This is a genomic window from Pseudoduganella lurida, from assembly GCF_007830455.1.
Classification (GTDB): Bacteria; Pseudomonadota; Gammaproteobacteria; order Burkholderiales; family Burkholderiaceae_D; genus Rugamonas; species Rugamonas lurida.
Genome location: NZ_VLLB01000001.1, coordinates 1,446,607 through 1,462,591, shown reverse-complemented (window position 1 = coordinate 1,462,591; position 15,985 = coordinate 1,446,607). Strand labels below are relative to the sequence as shown.

Below are 15,985 nucleotides of genomic sequence, written 5' to 3'. Positions count from 1 at the left end.
ATTGCCGTGCATCAGATTTGTTATCGTCCTGCGCCGCCGGGAAGCGCGCATCAGGACGCCTAATTGCTTGCTAGAGCTGATCCAAGTGAACGGATAACCGAACTGACTCGTGAAACCAGTCGCAAAACAACTTCGTTCGGGGAGGTTAAGGCAGACGCCTTGGGAAACACTCCTTAAAATGTCCGTGGAGCCCCGACTCCGTGAATGAAAGAGAGACAATGATAGTTGGCATAATGGCCATGTCCTCTTCAAGTAGGTCGAATTGTAGAAGCCGTTTTATATCCAGTCAATACTAACACACGCGTTCTATATAACTTCTGGATCTAGCTTTGTGCGACGTGTATTGGCAAAAACCCATAGAATCAAGCACTTGCCCGGCTGAGTTCACGCCGGTCGTCGCGAACGAAAAAAACGTAAAAATTGTATGAAATATTCAGATCTGAGAGATTTTATTGCTCAATTGCAAAAAATGGGCGAATTGAAGCCCATTTCCTTGCAAATTTCACCACATTTGGAGATGACGGAGGTCTGTGACCGTACTTTGCGGGCGGGCGGACCCGCACTCCTGTTCCAGAATCCCACCGGTTTCGACATGCCCGTGCTGGGCAATCTGTTCGGCACGACGCGCCGCGTGGCGCTCGGCATGGGCGCCAACGACGTGAGCGAACTGCGCCGCATCGGCCACGTGCTGGCGCGCCTCAAGGAGCCGGAGCCGCCGAAGGGTTTCAAGGACATCATGGATATGGGCTCGCTGGTGAAAGCCGTGTGGGACATGGCGCCGAAGGAGCTGCGCGGCGCACCGTGCCAGGAGATCGTCTGGGAAGGCAACGACGTCGACCTGGGCCGCCTGCCGATCCAGCACTGCTGGCCGGGCGACGTGGCACCGCTGATCACCTGGGGGCTCGTCATCACGAAGGGCCCGAACAAGAAGCGCCAGAACCTGGGCATCTACCGGCAGCAGGTCCTGGGCCGCAATAAAGTCATCATGCGCTGGCTGGCGCACCGGGGCGGGGCACTGGACTTCCGCGAGCACTGCATCCGCCATCCCGGCCAGCCGTATCCGGTGGCGGTGGCGCTGGGCGCGGACCCGGCCACGATCCTGGGCGCCGTGACGCCGGTGCCGGACACGCTGTCCGAATACCAGTTCGCCGGCCTGCTGCGCGGCAGCCGCACGGAACTCGTCAAGGCGATCGGCAGCGAGCTGCGCGTGCCGGCTTCCGCGGAGATCGTGCTGGAAGGGCATATCTACCCGGACGAAAACCATCCATCGGGTTACGAACACGCGCTGGAAGGGCCGTATGGCGACCACACCGGTTACTACAATGAGCAGGACTGGTTCCCGGTGTTCACGATCGACCGCATCACGATGCGCCGCGACCCGATCTACCACTCCACCTATACGGGCAAACCGCCCGACGAGCCGGCCGTGCTGGGCCTGGCGCTGAACGAGGTGTTCGTGCCGCTGCTGCAGAAGCAGTTCACCGAGATCACGGACTTCTACCTGCCGCCGGAAGGGTGCAGCTACCGGATGGCCGTCGTGCAGATCCGCAAGCAGTACGCCGGCCACGCCAAGCGCGTGATGTTCGGCGTATGGAGCTTCCTGCGGCAGTTCATGTATACGAAGTTCATCGTGGTGGTCGACGAGGATGTCGATATCCGCGACTGGAAAGAGGTGATCTGGGCGATCACGACGCGTGTCGACCCCACGCGCGACACGACCCTGGTCGACAACACGCCGATCGACTACCTGGACTTCGCCTCGCCCGTGAGCGGCCTGGGCAGCAAGATGGGCATCGACGCCACCAACAAGTGGCCGGGGGAGACAAACCGCGAGTGGGGCACGACGATCCAGATGACGCCGGACGTGAAGCGCAAGGTGGACGATATCTGGCAGCAGCTGGGCCTGTAATCCGGCGCGTCCGGACGGAATTTCCCCTAATCCGCGGGACCGGTTATAATGATGTCTGGCGGGCCCCTGCGCATTGCGGCATGGCTAACCTGGTCAGGTCGGGAACGAAGCAGCCACAGCTGTTCACCGCAAGTGCCGCAGATCAGGCTCGCCTCCTTATCTCAAAAGAAGCTGCTCCGGCAGCTTTTTTTACGTCCCGATATTGCCTTGCTGCGCCCCTTACTGCTCAGTTCGTGTCCACCATGGGGTCTGACCCCGACATGGACACGAGCTCGGCAATAGGCGATGTACTGTTACTACACTCTGCGCGCCCAATTTGCTGCACCTGCCTCTCTGCTGCGTTGCAGGAACGTCAGGCACTGAATCTTTTGCAGGGCAGATGCACAGAGCAGCCCGCGTCCATGTCGTTGGACTCGGGCTCGGGCTCGGCTGTAGGTCAGTCGCTTTCCAGCTCGGCGGCGAGGGGGCGGGTGGAGACGGTCGTCAGCGGGTTCTCGGCCAGCAGGGCGGCATCCGGCAGCAGGCGGATCTGGTACTTGACGTCGGTGGCGTGCTGGCGCGTGCCGGTGGACGACTGGATCGTCAGCCGCGCCGGCTGGTCGAACTTCAGCAGGACGCTGCGGGCAGTGGGTGCGAACATGCCGAACGGGCCGGAGATCTTGTCCATCACCGCATTGGCCTGGGCGACGCTGCCCATCAGCTGCGCATACGGCCAGCTCGTGCCGGGCGGGACGACCGCGTTCATCGCCGGCGTCACGGCCAGGTCGACGGTGGTGGGCAGGTTGGCCACGATGGACACGTCGTCCGTCAGCCAGTCCGGGTTCGGCACCAGGCGCAGGTTGCCGTCGGCACTCAGGGGCAGCGGGGTGCGGGTGCCGTCGCGCAGCGCCGTCAGCGTGACGGTGCGGGGATCGACGGGGCCGGAGGGCTGCAGCTGGATGAACATGTCCAGCTTGTCCCGTTCGGCGGCGGGCAGCGCGTAGAAGCGGCCCAGGCGGGTGGTGTCGACCAGCTTCTTGTAGGGCATCCACTCGCGTTCGGCGGTGGGCTGGGCGCCCGCCGCGCCATGCAGGGCGAGGAGCAGGAAGGGCAGGAGCAGCGGCGGGACGGTCTTCATGGTCATTGCCAAACAGGAAAAAAGCAGTGTAAGCGAAGTGGCCGCGCGCGGCTACCGTCCGGCGCTAATGTTGACCTCAGCGTGGCCCGTGTGCGGTAAAATCCCGGCATGTCCTATCAAGTCCTCGCCCGCAAATACCGTCCCCGGAACTTTGAAACGCTCGTCGGCCAGGAGCACGTCGTGCGTGCCCTGACGCATGCGCTCGATACCGGCCGGCTGCACCACGCCTATCTGTTTACCGGCACGCGCGGGGTGGGCAAGACCACGCTGTCGCGCATCCTGGCCAAGTCCCTCAATTGTACGGGCCCGGACGGCAACGGCGGCATCACCGCCACGCCCTGCGGTGTGTGCGAGGCGTGCCGGGCGATCGACGGCGGCCGCTTCGTCGACTATATAGAGATGGATGCGGCCTCCAACCGCGGCGTCGATGAAATGGCGCAGCTGCTCGAACAGGCTGTCTACGCGCCGTCCAATGCACGCTTCAAGGTCTACATGATCGACGAGGTGCACATGCTCACCAACCACGCCTTCAACTCGATGCTGAAGACGCTGGAAGAGCCGCCCGAGCACGTGAAGTTCATCCTGGCGACGACCGATCCGCAAAAAATCCCCGTCACGGTGCTGTCGCGCTGCCTGCAGTTCAACCTGAAGCAGATGCCGCCCGGGCACATCGTCGGCCACCTGGAAAACATCCTGGGCCAGGAAGAGGTCACGTTCGAGCAGCCCGCCTTGCGCCTGCTGGCCCAGGGCGCGCACGGCTCGATGCGCGATGCCCTGTCGCTGACGGACCAGGCAATCGCCTACGCGGCCGGCGCCGTCACGCTCGACGCGGTGCAGGGCATGCTGGGCGCGCTGGACCAGTCCTACCTGATCCGCCTGCTCGATGCGCTGGGGGACGACGATGGCGCGGGCCTGATGGCCGTCGCCGATGAAATGGCCAGCCGCAGCCTGTCCTACAACGGCGCGCTGCAGGACCTGGGCACGCTGCTGCACCGGATCGCGCTGGCCCAGTCGGTGCCGGCCGCCGTGCCGGAGGACCTGCCGGAATACGCCGACATCCTGCGCCTGGCGCAGGTGTTCGATGCCGAGGAAGTGCAGCTGTATTACCAGATCGCCGTCCACGGCCGCAACGAACTGGGCCTGGCGCCGGACGAATACGCCGGCTTCTCGATGACGCTGCTGCGCATGCTGGCCTTTCGGCCCGGCGTCGGCGGCGCCGCGGGATCGTCTTCCGGTTCACCGGCCGGCGCGCAGTTAGGCGGACGGCCTGCGGCACCGGGGCGTCCGGCTCCGGCAGCTGTGGCACCGGCGGCACGTCCGGCCACGGCGGCCAGCGCCAGCCATGCCGCCGTCGCACCGCCTCCGGCTGTCGCGGCCGGGGCCGCGCAGCGCGCCGCCGCATCTGGTCCCGTCTCTGCTCCCGTATCTGCCCCCGCATCTGCCACGGCACAACAGGCTCCCGCGCCGGTCTTCAGGCCGCCGGCACCCGCACCAGCACCAGCGCCCCAGGCAGCGGCCCGCCCTGCCGGCCCCGTGAGCACGGCGCGCGCCGCGATCGATGCCGCCCTGCTGGCCGTGCGCACCGCCTCGGCAGCCCGCACCGGCGCCCGTCCGCCGATGCAGCTGTCGCAGCCGCCGGCCGCGCAGGCCGCCGCACAGCCGGCGGCGCCGGTGGCGCAGGCCCGGCCCGCGCCATGGGAAGACGCCGCAGGGCAGGGCGAAGCCACCGTGCTGGAAGCGCCGCCCGCCGCCGTGCAGGCCCGCCAGGCACCGCCGCCGCAGCAGGAAGACGACCTGCCGCCGTGGGTCACCGAATTCTCCGACGACAGCGCGGTTTCCGCAGCCGCACCGGCGCCTTCGCAACAGCGCGCCGAAGCCGCGGCGCCGGCGCAGCAGGCGGCTCCATCTCCCACGCCGCCCGCCGCCCGCCAGCCACAGGCTGCGCAGGCACCGTACGCCTACGCCATCACGCCCGTTGCCGAGCTGGGCTGGGATGGCAACTGGCCGCTGCTGGCGGCGCACCTGCCGCTGCGTGGCGTGGCGCAGCAGCTGGCCACGCAGGCCGAACTGATCGCCGTCCGCATCGACGGCAATGCAGCCGTGTTCCACCTGCGCTGCCCGATCGACACGTGGCGCACGCCGCCCAACGTGGAAAAACTGACGGCCGCGCTGGCCGAGCGCTTCGACCGCACGGTACGCGTGGAAACGGAACTGGGCCCGGTGTGGTATACAACTGCCGCGGAGCAGCAGGTGCATCGCGAGAAGTGCCAGCGCCAGGCCGAGGACACCGTGCACGGCGATCCGTTCGTGCAGGCGCTGGTGCGCGAGTTCGGCGCCTTCGTGGTGCCCGGCTCGATCGTGGCACCGATGACGCCGGCGCACTGAGCGCGGCGCTGCCGTTGCCGATCGCTTTCCCCTATTCGAATTGCCAACTTGAGGAGTCACCATCATGATGAAGAACCAGCTCGCCGGCCTGATGAAACAGGCACAAGCCATGCAGGACAATATGAAGAAGGCCCAGGAATCGCTGGCCTCGATCGAAGTCGAAGGCCAGTCCGGCGCCGGCCTCGTGAAGGTCGTCATGACCTGCAAGAACGACGTGAAGCGCGTGTCGATTGACCCGTCGCTGCTGGCCGACGACAAGGACATGCTGGAAGACCTGGTCGCCGCCGCGTTCAACGACGCCGTGCGCAAGGCCGAAGCCACCGCCGCCGAGAAGATGAGCGGTCTCACCGCCGGCATGAACCTGCCGGGCGGCCTGAAGATGCCGTTCTGATTTCCGGACCACGGACCGCGCCATGTTCATCGTCACGCTCACTTACCTGAAGCCGAACGAGGAGATCGACCAGCTCCTCGCCGCCCACCGTGCCTTCCTGCGCGAGCAGTATGACAACGGCCTGTTCGTGATGTCCGGCCGCCTGGTGCCCCGCACCGGCGGCATCATCATCGCCCATGCCGACAGCCGCGCGGACGTGGAGGCCGTCATCGAACTCGATCCGTTCAAGCAGGCCGGTGCGGCCAGCTACGCGATCACCGAGTTCGTCCCGACCATGGCGGCAGACGGCCTGGAGACGTACCTCCCGGCGCAGCAGGGCTGAAGGATGGCGGCTTAAGCGATGGCGAAGCAGCTGGAGTTCCTCACCGAGGCCCTGCGCCGGCTGCCGGGCGTCGGCCCGAAGTCCGCGCAGCGCATGGCCTTCCACCTGCTGCAGCATGACCGGGAAGGCGCCGCGATGCTGTCGCGCGCGCTGTACCAGGCAGTGGAATCGGTCCATCACTGCGCCCTCTGCAACACCTTCACCGAAGCGGAAGTGTGCGAGATGTGCTCGGACGACGCCCGCGACCGCGCGCTGCTGTGCGTCGTCGAAACGCCGGCCGACCAGGTGATGATCGAGCAGACGCTCACCTACAAGGGCCTGTACTTCGTGCTGATGGGCCGCCTGTCGCCGCTCGACGGCATCGGCCCGAAGGACATCCACCTGGAAAAGCTACTGGGCCGCGCCGCCGATGGCGTCGTCACGGAAGTCGTGCTGGCCACGAATTTCACCAACGAGGGCGAAGCAACGGCGCACTACATCAGCGAGATGCTGAAGGCGCGCGGCCTGCAGGTCAGCCGCCTCGCGCGCGGCGTGCCGGTGGGCGGCGAGCTGGAATACGTCGACGCCGGCACCATCGCCCGCGCGATGCTCGACCGGCGCAGTACGTAAGCAGAGAAACATAAACCGGGGGACAGGTGCCTGTCCCCGAAGTCAGCGCACCAGCGGCGCTGAATCAGCCAGCATCGCCGTGATGGCCTCCTCGGTCGTCGGCCGCCCCAGCAGGTAGCCCTGCGCCATGTCGCACCCGTACTGCTCCAGCAGCGTCAGCTGCTCGTCGGTCTCCACGCCTTCCGCCACCACCGCCAGTTTCAAGCCATGCGCCATGGCGATGATGGCGCGCGTGATCGCGGCGTTCTCGGAATCCTGCGGCAGGCCGCTGATGAAGCTCTTGTCGATCTTTAAAGCACGCACATCGAAGCGCTTCAGGTAGTTCATTGACGAGTAGCCCGTGCCGAAATCGTCGATCGACAGGTAGACGCCGATCGCGCGCAGCTGCTCCAGCGTGGCCAGCGTGGCGCGCGCATCGTCCATCAGCGTGCCTTCGGTCAGTTCCAGTTCCAGCAGCCGCGGTTCCAGGCCCGTGTCGTGCAGCGCGGAGAGCACCGTCTGCGCCAGGTTCTCGTCCTTGAACTGGCGCGCCGACAGGTTCACCGCCACCCGCACCGCGCGGCCGCTCTGCCGGTGCCATGCGCGCGCCTGCGAACAGGCGGTGCGCAGCACCCAGGCGCCGATCGGCACGATCAATCCCGTCTCCTCGGCCAGCGGAATGAAGTCGTTGGGCGGGATGATGCCGTGCTCCGGATGCCGCCAGCGCACCAGCGCCTCCACGCCCACCAGCCGCGCGCTGCGCACGTCCACCTGCGGCTGGTACTGCAGATACAGCTCGTTGTTCTGCAGGGCGCGGCGCAGGCCCACTTCCAGCTTCACGTGGCTCATGATCTGCGTCGTCAGCGCGGAGCTGTACAGCTGGGCGTTGTTCTTGCCGCAGTTCTTGGCGTGGTACATCGCCGTGTCGGCGTACTTGAGCAGCGACGTCGAATCATCGCCATCCTCCGGATACAGCGAGATGCCGATGCTGGCCGTGACGAAGATCTCGTGCCCGTCCAGGTGGAACGGCCGCCGCATCGAATCTTTCACGCGGTGCGCCACGTTCAGCGCATCTTCCACGCGGTCCAGGTCGGGGATCAGGATTGTGAACTCGTCGCCACCGAGGCGCGCCAGGTTGTTGCCGCGCCGTTCCACGCCATGCGACACCACGTCCCCGGGGCGCACCGTGTCGTGCAGCCGCTCCGACACGACCTTGAGCAGCAGGTCGCCCACGTCGTGGCCCAGCGTGTCGTTGATGCGCTTGAACGAATCCAGGTCCATGAACAGGATGGCGAACTTGCGGCCGTGCTGGCGCGAGCGTACCAGTTCGCGCTCCAGCATTTCCAGGAACGCCTGCCGGTTCGGGATGCCCGTCAGGCTGTCGCAGTAGGCCAGCCGCCGGATCTGTTCCTCCGTGCGTTTGCGTTCGCTGATGTCGCGCACCAGCCCCAGCACCTCGCCGGCGCCCGTGCTGACCAGGCGCGCCTCGAAATGGTGGGTGACGTCGTCGCGCGCCAGTTCGTACTCGACGGAGCGGATCGAGCCCGTCTCCAGCACGCTGTGCAGCTGCTGCAGCAGGCGTTCGGCGATCGGCGGCGGCAGCACTTCGCGCACGTGCCGGCCCACGCAGTGGTCCACCGTGAAGGCGGCGCCCGGATCGTGGCCCTGCTCGTAGTCGAGATAGACGCCTTCGTGGCTCATGCGGAAGAAGGTGTCCGGGATCGCCGCCAGCACGGCGCGGTTGTGCGCATCCGCGATGCGCAGCCGGGCGATCGCGTCGCTGGCGCGCAGCACGTATAGCACGCGGTGGCCGAGGATCGGCCAGTTGATCGGCTTGGACACGAAGTCGGTGGCGCCGGCCTCGTAGGCTTGCGTGACGGCTTCCAGGTCGTCGCCGCCGGTGACCATGATGACCGGCGTGGCGTGCACCCGTTCGTGGCGGCGCTGGCGGTCCCGCGCGCGCTCCTGCTCGCGGGCGCGCAGCGCGCGGCAGACGGCGAAACCGTCCATGTGCGGCATTTCCACGTCCAGCAGCACCAGGTCCGGCGCGATGCGGTCGAAGGCCGCCACGGCCTGCTCGCCGTCGGCCGCTTCCACCGCGTCCAGCCCGACCTGGGCCAGCATTTCCAGCATCAGCAGGCGCATGACGGGATCGTCGTCCGCCACCAGCACGGTACCGCGTTGAGGGGAGGGGAGCGCTGCCATGACTAGGTCTCCTTGACGGACAGGGCGGACAGCGTGCCCTTCACCGCATGGAACTCGCGCTCCATCGTGGTGAGCAGCACGGCGGCACCGCCGGTGGTATCGTTGCGGCCCAGCTGCTCCATGTCCCTGCACAGCCGGGCCAGCGTCTGCGCACCGACATTGGCGCTGGACGACTTCAGGCTGTGCGCAGCCTTGCGGATGGTGACGGTATTGCTGGCGGCGATCGCATCGCGCAGCGAGTTCAGGTGGTTCGGCGTGTCGTCCACGAAGGCACTGATCACGCGCTGCAGCAGGGCCTCGCCCCTGTCGGCACTGAGCGCGCGGATCGCCTCGAGGGCGGCGCGGTTGACCGTGCCATCCGTGTCCCCGGCCTCGGGGGCAGCGGCCGGCTCGGGAGCGGTGGCAAGCGCAGGCGCAGCAGCAGTAGCACTAGCAGTAGCAGTAGCAGCAGTAGCAGTACCGGGCCGCGGCGCCGGCCTGCGCGCCGGCGCATCGCCATGGTGCACGGTGGCCGCGCGCGGCAGCGCGATCCAGCGCCCCAGCGTCTCGGACAGCGACTGCTGCGTGAACGGCTTCGACAGGTAGTCGTCCATGCCGGCTGCCAGGCAGGTTTCGCGGTCGCCCTGCAGCGCATTGGCCGTGATGGCGATGATGGGCAGCTGGCGCGCGCGGCCCTGCTGCTGCTCGTGGCGGCGGATCTCGGCAGTGGCTGCCATGCCGTCCATCACCGGCATCTGGCAGTCCATCAGCACCACGTCGAAATCGGACGCCATCGCCGCCGCCAGCGCCTCTTCGCCATTGCAGGCGCGCGCCACGTCCAGGCCCAGGCTCTCCAGCATGGCCGACGCCACTTCCACGTTGACGGGATTGTCCTCGGCCAGCAGCACCTTGTGCACCTTGTGGCGCTTGCGTGCGGCAGCGCGCGGCGCCGTCACGAGCGATGCCTGCGACGACTGGTACGAGGGCGGCGTGCGCGCGGCCTGCGGCGGCGGCACGTGTGTGTAATGAGGGGAATGCGCCGCCGGGCGGGACGACGATGCGGTCCGCACGCCCTCGCTGGCGCGCAGCTGGGTGACGATGCACTCGTACACATCGCTCTCGCGCGCCGGCTTGATCAGCTGGAAGGCCACGCCCGCCTCGCGCCGCTGCACGGTGTCGGCCGCATTGCGCTCGGTGGACAGCAGCAGCAGCCGCACGGCCGCCAGCGCCGGGTCGCTCTTGATCTCGGCGGCCAGGGCCAGGCCGCTGATCTGCGGCAGCTCCATGTCCAGCAGCGCCACGTCGTACGGCTGGCCGCACGCGATCGCCGCCCGCAGCAGCCGCAGGCCTTCGTCCGCCGTGGCGGCGCTGTCGCATTTCAGGTGCCAGCGGCCCAGCAGCGCCGCCAGCGTGGCGCAGCTGTCCGCGTGGGGATCGACGATCAGCGCGCGCAGTCCCTTCGTGGTCTTCTGGTTGAACGAGGCCTCGTCGGCATCCACGCGCCGCTTGTCGAAGCGCACCGTGAACCAGAAGATGGAGCCATGCGTGAGTGCATTGTCCACGCCGATCGTGCCGCCCATCAGTTCCACCAGCTGCTTCGAGATGGCCAGGCCCAGCCCCGTGCCGCCGTGCTTGCGGGTGGTGGAGCCGTCGGCCTGCGAGAACGAGTCGAAGATGCGGGCCCTGGCATCGCGCGACACGCCCACGCCGGTATCGTGCACTTCCATGCGCAGGCCGACCGACTGGGCATCTTCGTCCACCACCGTCACCCTGACCATGATGCGGCCCGTGTCGGTGAACTTGATGGCATTGCCCATCAGGTTGACGATCACCTGGCGCAGCCGGTTCGGATCGCCGACGACCGCCACCGGGATATCGTGGGCAATGGCGAACTCCAGCTCCAGCCCCTTGGCATGGGCCTGCGGCGAGAACACGTAGTCGATGTCGTCGAGCAGTTCGCGGAAATTGAAGTGGATGTATTCGACCGTCAGCTTGCCCGCCTCGACCTTCGAGAAATCGAGGATGTCGTTGATGATCACCAGCAGGTGCTCGCCGGAGCGCTTGACCATCGTGGTGTAGTGGCGCTGCTGCTCGGTGAGGTCGGTGGCCAGCAGCAGCTCCGTCATGCCGAGGACACCGTTCATCGGTGTGCGGATCTCGTGGCTCATGTTGGCCAGAAAAGCGCTCTTGGCCTGGCTGGCCGATTCGGCCGCGTTCTTGGCCTTCTCCAGCTGCTCGGTGCGCACGCCCACCTGGCGTTCCAGCTGGTCGCGCGACTGCGCCAGCTTGGTGTCGCGGCTCTCGATCTGCGCCAGCATGTCGTTGAAGCTGTCGATCAGCGTGCCCAGTTCGTCGCTGCGCTGGTGCTGCACCTGGGCGTAGGTCTGGCTGGTCGACACGCGCTGCGCCGCGGCGATCAGCTCCTCGATGGGATGGGCGATGCTGCCCTTGAAGCGGCCCGCCAGCACCAGCGCGACGATGAACGACACGCCGGTGGCCGCCGTGGTGATGCCCAGGCTTTTCAGGATGCCCAGCCACATCGGCCCCAGGCTGGCCTCGATCAGCACGGCGCCGACCAGGTGGTTCGCCGCGCGCACCGGGCGCAGCACGCGCATCGAGCGGGCAAACGTGGGGACCGGTGGCGGACCGGCATCCGCCCGGGCCGCGGCCAGGTCTTTCAGCTGTTCGGGCGTGAGGGCCGGCACGGGATCGGGGCCGCCGGCGGGGAAGGTGGCGAACGGCTTGCCGTTGCGGTCGTACAGGGCGGCCTGCGTGATGTCGTCCTGTACAGCGAGGGCGGCCAGCGCCTGCTCGGCCGTCACGCGGTCGACGAACAGCAGCGGTGCCACGCTGTTGACGCCGATGACGTCCGCCAGCGACGTGACCTGCCGGGACTGGTTGTCCGTGTGGGCCAGGAGGGAGGTCAGGGCGATCGCGGCAAACACCAGCAGCAGGGCGCTGCCGGTGGACAGCACGGAGATGATGGTCAGTTTCCTGCTGAGGCCCGACCGTTCGAAATTAAACATGTCCGCCGCCGGTAGATGAGTCATTCATGCGTCGCGCATGATTCCATCCGGCAAACTTTAGCCGTTCAAAAATCCGACGGTTTGATTTTTATCTACTTTCCTGTTGTAAAGTTAAGCCGAAAAATCAACGTGGTGCGGCGCGCTACAGCGTGCAGGACGCAAGCGGCACGACCCTCCCGTCCAAGACAAAACGGCCCGGACGCTTCCACGTCCGGGCCGTTTCATGCGTGGCGGCGAGGGCCCTCAGCAGCACCCGCCGCGCTTGCCGGCGCCGCCGTAGCGGGCTTCCTGGCGCTCCTTGAAGAACTCCTCGTAGCTCATCACCGGCTGGTCCGGATGCGTGGCCTGGCAGTGCGACACATAGGTGTCGTACTCCGGCAGGCCGCACATCAGGCGCATGCTCTGGCCGAGATAGCGCCCGGCCTTGACGATTTCGTCGAACATGACGCGGATCCCTACTGCGCCGGCATCAGCTGGGCGGGCGTTTCCTTGTGCGTGGGCGCGGCGGCCGCGTGGGCCCGCAGCGCGGCCCGCACGCCGTACACCAGCACGGCCAGCACCACGACCATGAAGAATGCCGCCAGGCCCGCATCCAGGTAGTCGTTGAAGATCACCTGCTGCATCTGCTCGACCGACTTGGCCGGCGCCAGTACATCGCCCTTGGCCAGCGCCGTCGAATACTTGTCGGCATGCGCCAGGAAGCCCACTTTCGGGTTCGCGTCGAACACCTTCAGCCAGCCCGCGTACAGGGTGCACATCAGCAGCCAGATGGTCGGCACGATCGTCACCCAGGCGAAGCGGCCGCGCTTCATCTTGAACAGCACCACGGTCGCGAGGATCAGCGCGATCCCGGCCAGCATCTGGTTGGCGATGCCGAACAGCGGCCACAGCGTGTTGATGCCGCCCAGCGGGTCGACCACGCCCTGGTACAGGAAGTAGCCCCAGGCGGCCACGCACAGGCCGGTGGCCAGCAGGCTGGCGAACACGTTCTCCGTCTGCTTCAGGGCCGGCGCGAAGGTGCCCAGCAGGTCCTGCAGCATGAAGCGGCCGGCGCGCGTGCCGGCATCCACGGCAGTCAGGATGAACAGCGCCTCGAACAGGATGGCGAAGTGGTACCAGAACGCCATCATGGCCTTGCCGCCGATGGCGTTGGACAGGATGTGCGCCATGCCGACGGCCAGCGTCGGTGCGCCGCCGGCGCGCGAGATGATGGTGTGCTCGCCCACGTCCTTGGCGGTCTGGGTCAGCATCTCCGGCGTGACGTAGAAGCCCCACTGCGAGATCGCGGCGGCGGCCGATTCGGCGGTGGTGCCGATCAGCGCGGCCGGGCTGTTCATGGCGAAGTAGATGCCCGGCTCGATGGTCGACGCGGCCACCAGCGCCATGATCGCCACGAACGATTCCATCAGCATGGCGCCGTAGCCGATGAAGCGCGCATGGGTTTCGCTCTCGATCATCTTCGGCGTGGTGCCGGAGGCGATCAGCGCATGGAAGCCGGAGACGGCGCCGCAGGCGATGGTGATGAACAGGAACGGGAACAGGTTGCCGGACCAGACCGGGCCCGAACCGTCGATGAACTTGGTCAGTGCCGGCATCTGCAGCATCGGTGCCACGAACACGATGCCCAGCGCGAGGGCGACGATGGTGCCGATCTTCAGGAAGGTCGACAGGTAGTCGCGCGGTGCCAGCAGCAGCCACACGGGCAGCACGGAGGCGATGAAGCCGTAGCCGACCAGCATCCAGGTCAGCTCGGTGCCGGTGAACATGAACAGCGGCGCCAGCGCCTCGTGTTCCTGCACGTACTGGCCGCCGAAGATGGCCAGCATCAGCAGCACGAAGCCGATGATGGAGACTTCGCCGATGCGGCCCACGCGGATGAAGCGCGAGTACACGCCCATGAACAGCGCGATGGGAATCGTGGCCATCACGGTGAACGAACCCCACGGCGAACCGGTGAGCGCCTTCACGACGATCAACGCCAGCACGGCCAGGATGATCACCATGATCATGAAGGTGCCCAGCAGCGCGATATTGCCGGGCACCGTGCCCAGTTCGGAGCGGATCAGGTCACCCAGCGAGCGGCCGTCGCGGCGCATCGAGATGAACAGCACGAAGAAATCCTGCACGGCGCCGGCAAACACCACGCCGGCCAGGATCCACAGCATGCCGGGCAGGTAGCCCATCTGCGCGGCCAGCACGGGGCCGACCAGCGGGCCGGCACCGGCGATCGCGGCGAAGTGGTGCCCGAACAGCACGTTCTTGTTGGTGGGGACGTAATCGAGGCCGTCGTTGTGGCGGTAGGCCGGCGTCATGCGGCGCGCGTCCAGCCCCATCACCTTCTCGGCGATATACAGGCTGTAGAAACGGTAGGCGATCAGGTACACGCAGACCGCGGCGATGACGATCCAGATGGCACTGATCGGTTCGCCACGCTTCAGCGCGATGACGCCCAATGCGCCGGCGCCGAGCAGCGCAAGCGCCGCCCAGCCGAGTTTCTTCAAAACGGGGTTCATGTTTCCTCCAATGTGGGTGCCGCGTCGTGCAATGAAGACGGGATCGATGTCTTATTTTCATTCCGCGCAGCTTATGCCAAGTATTCATGAGTTGTATATCTCCCGCAAGCGCAATTCTACGCAGGACCGTTGCGTAGTACTACGTAGTAGTGACTGGCGGCGGGGGACGTACAATCGCGCCATGAAACTGCGCCAGAAAGTCTTCTTCCTCGCGATCACGCCGCTGATCCTCGCCCTGTGCGCCATTGCGCTGGCGGTGTGGCAGCAGTCCGCGGCGCTGGCGCGGCAGCAGAAGGCGTCCATCGAGGGGGCCTACCTGGCCAGCAAGGAGGCGGAGCTGAAGCACTACGTGGCGCTGGCCTCGCAGTCGGTGTCGCACCTGTACGAATCCGGCCGCACCGATCCCGCCACGCTCGACGAGGCCAAGCGCATCCTGCAGTCGCTCAGCTTCGGCGACGATGGCTACTTCTTCGTCTACGACATGCAGGGCGTGAACCTGATGCACCCGCGCCAGCCGGAACTGGTGGGCCACAACCTGTACGACCTGCGCGACAGCGGCGGCCGGCCCACCATCCAGAACCTGCTGGCGCGCGCCAGCGAGGGCGGCGGCCTGGAACGCTACCGCTGGATCAAGCCCTCCACGCACCGGCAGGTGGCCAAGCTGGGCTACGTGATCCCGCTGGAGCGGTGGGGCTGGATGATGGGCACCGGGATCTACCTCGACGACGTGGAAGGCGCGCTGGCCGAGATCGACGCGCGCCAGCGCGAGAACATCCGCAGCACGATGCTGTGGATCGCCGCCATCGCCGTCCTGGGCGCGCTGGGCATCGCCGTTTCCGGGCTGGCGCTGAACGTTTCCGAATCGCGCGTGGCGGACGCCAAGCTGAAGGTGCTGGCGCAGCGCGTGGTCGAGTCGCAGGAAGAGGAGCGGGCGCGCCTGTCGCGCGACCTGCATGACGGGATCAGCCAGTGGCTCGTGTCGATCAAGCTGCAGATCGAGGCGGGCATCGAACGGCTGCGTGGCCAGCCGGCCGGCGACGACGACAAGGCACTGGCCGTGTTCGAGCACACGGCCGGGCAGCTGAACAAGGTGCTGGGCGAAGTGCGCCGCATCTCGCACAACCTGCGGCCCGCGGCGCTGGACGATATCGGCCTGGCCGCCGCACTGGCCCACCTGGCGCAGGAATTCGAGCAGCATGGCGGCACGCCGGTGCGCTTCACGGCCAGCGGCTGCACCGACCGCCTGCCGGAGACGGCCAACACGGTGCTGTTCCGCATCGCCCAGGAAGCGCTGACCAATATCGGCCGGCATGCCCGGGCGCGCGGCGTGACCATGGCGCTGGCCGAAACGGCGCAGGGCGTGACGCTGACCGTGAGCGACGACGGCGTGGGCTTCGACGCGGCCGGCATCTCGCAGCACCCGCAGCGCGGCATCGGCCTGCGCAACATGATGGAGCGGATGGAGGCGATCGGCGGGCGCTTCGAACTCGTGTCCTCGCCATCGGGCACCGTCGTGCGCGCGCATGTCAACCAGACGGCACGGAGCTGAG

11 protein-coding genes and 1 other RNA gene are annotated in these 15,985 nt (G+C 66.9%); 7 read left to right on the top strand and 5 right to left on the bottom strand.

The features are described 5' to 3' along the window. The first annotated feature begins 424 nt into the window (after positions 1-424). A complete protein-coding gene (gene ubiD, locus IP91_RS06375) occupies positions 425-1,909 on the top strand; it encodes a 4-hydroxy-3-polyprenylbenzoate decarboxylase (RefSeq protein WP_145647870.1) in 1,485 nt (494 codons plus the stop codon). A 57-nt stretch (positions 1,910-1,966) separates the two neighbouring features. Continuing rightward, positions 1,967-2,065, top strand: an RNA gene (gene ffs / locus IP91_RS06370) — signal recognition particle sRNA small type. Positions 2,066-2,345: 280 nt separating this feature from the next. Here the strand turns inward: ffs and IP91_RS06365 are convergent. After that, positions 2,346-3,026 (bottom strand): hypothetical protein, encoded by a 681-nt coding sequence (locus tag IP91_RS06365; protein WP_145647869.1) that lies wholly within the window; start codon positions 3,024-3,026, stop codon positions 2,346-2,348. Positions 3,027-3,134: 108 nt separating this feature from the next. Here IP91_RS06365 and IP91_RS06360 point away from each other — a divergent pair, with 108 nt between their 5' ends. From IP91_RS06360 to recR, 4 genes are all read left to right on the top strand, one after another. Continuing rightward, a complete protein-coding gene (locus IP91_RS06360; protein ID WP_145647868.1) occupies positions 3,135-5,411 on the top strand; it encodes a DNA polymerase III subunit gamma/tau in 2,277 nt (758 codons plus the stop codon). 64 nt (positions 5,412-5,475) lie between these two features. Further along, positions 5,476-5,802 (top strand): YbaB/EbfC family nucleoid-associated protein, encoded by a 327-nt coding sequence (locus IP91_RS06355; RefSeq protein WP_145647867.1) that lies wholly within the window; start codon positions 5,476-5,478, stop codon positions 5,800-5,802. A 22-nt stretch (positions 5,803-5,824) separates the two neighbouring features. Next, positions 5,825-6,124 (top strand): YciI family protein, encoded by a 300-nt coding sequence (locus IP91_RS06350; protein ID WP_145647866.1) that lies wholly within the window; start codon positions 5,825-5,827, stop codon positions 6,122-6,124. Between the two features lie 18 nt (positions 6,125-6,142). Next, entirely contained in the window at positions 6,143-6,733 is a 591-nt protein-coding gene (gene recR, locus IP91_RS06345) for a recombination mediator RecR (RefSeq protein ID WP_145647865.1), read from the top strand. Between the two features lie 42 nt (positions 6,734-6,775). Here the strand turns inward: recR and IP91_RS06340 are convergent, their stop codons facing one another. The 4 genes from IP91_RS06340 to IP91_RS06325 all read right to left on the bottom strand — a co-directional run bounded on the left by IP91_RS06340 (position 6,776) and on the right by IP91_RS06325 (position 14,435). Beyond that, positions 6,776-8,917 (bottom strand): putative bifunctional diguanylate cyclase/phosphodiesterase, encoded by a 2,142-nt coding sequence (locus tag IP91_RS06340; protein ID WP_145647864.1) that lies wholly within the window; start codon positions 8,915-8,917, stop codon positions 6,776-6,778. 2 nt (positions 8,918-8,919) lie between these two features. Beyond that, entirely contained in the window at positions 8,920-11,922 is a 3,003-nt protein-coding gene (locus IP91_RS06335) for a response regulator (RefSeq protein ID WP_145647863.1), read from the bottom strand. Between the two features lie 243 nt (positions 11,923-12,165). Continuing rightward, positions 12,166-12,366 (bottom strand): YbdD/YjiX family protein, encoded by a 201-nt coding sequence (locus IP91_RS06330; RefSeq protein WP_145647862.1) that lies wholly within the window; start codon positions 12,364-12,366, stop codon positions 12,166-12,168. A gap of 11 nt (positions 12,367-12,377) precedes the next feature. Next, positions 12,378-14,435 (bottom strand): carbon starvation CstA family protein, encoded by a 2,058-nt coding sequence (locus IP91_RS06325; protein ID WP_145647861.1) that lies wholly within the window; start codon positions 14,433-14,435, stop codon positions 12,378-12,380. A gap of 181 nt (positions 14,436-14,616) precedes the next feature. Here IP91_RS06325 and IP91_RS06320 point away from each other — a divergent pair, with 181 nt between their 5' ends. Next, positions 14,617-15,984, top strand: coding sequence for a cache domain-containing protein (locus IP91_RS06320; protein WP_145647860.1), 1,368 nt, complete (start codon positions 14,617-14,619; stop codon positions 15,982-15,984). Position 15,985 lies beyond the last annotated feature (1 nt).

Bases quoted from the DNA above. Each gene is read 5' to 3' on its own strand.
- IP91_RS06330 (WP_145647862.1), bottom strand. From the start codon at position 12,366: ATGTTCGACGAAATCGTCAAGGCCGGGCGCTATCTCGGCCAGAGCATG.
- IP91_RS06335 (WP_145647863.1), bottom strand. From the start codon at position 11,922: ATGTTTAATTTCGAACGGTCGGGCCTCAGCAGGAAACTGACCATCATC.
- IP91_RS06340 (WP_145647864.1), bottom strand. From the start codon at position 8,917: ATGGCAGCGCTCCCCTCCCCTCAACGCGGTACCGTGCTGGTGGCGGAC.
- recR (WP_145647865.1), top strand. From the start codon at position 6,143: ATGGCGAAGCAGCTGGAGTTCCTCACCGAGGCCCTGCGCCGGCTGCCG.
- IP91_RS06325 (WP_145647861.1), bottom strand. From the start codon at position 14,435: ATGAACCCCGTTTTGAAGAAACTCGGCTGGGCGGCGCTTGCGCTGCTC.
- IP91_RS06360 (WP_145647868.1), top strand. From the start codon at position 3,135: ATGTCCTATCAAGTCCTCGCCCGCAAATACCGTCCCCGGAACTTTGAA.
- IP91_RS06355 (WP_145647867.1), top strand. From the start codon at position 5,476: ATGATGAAGAACCAGCTCGCCGGCCTGATGAAACAGGCACAAGCCATG.
- IP91_RS06320 (WP_145647860.1), top strand. From the start codon at position 14,617: ATGAAACTGCGCCAGAAAGTCTTCTTCCTCGCGATCACGCCGCTGATC.
- IP91_RS06350 (WP_145647866.1), top strand. From the start codon at position 5,825: ATGTTCATCGTCACGCTCACTTACCTGAAGCCGAACGAGGAGATCGAC.
- IP91_RS06365 (WP_145647869.1), bottom strand. From the start codon at position 3,026: ATGAAGACCGTCCCGCCGCTGCTCCTGCCCTTCCTGCTCCTCGCCCTG.
- ubiD (WP_145647870.1), top strand. From the start codon at position 425: ATGAAATATTCAGATCTGAGAGATTTTATTGCTCAATTGCAAAAAATG.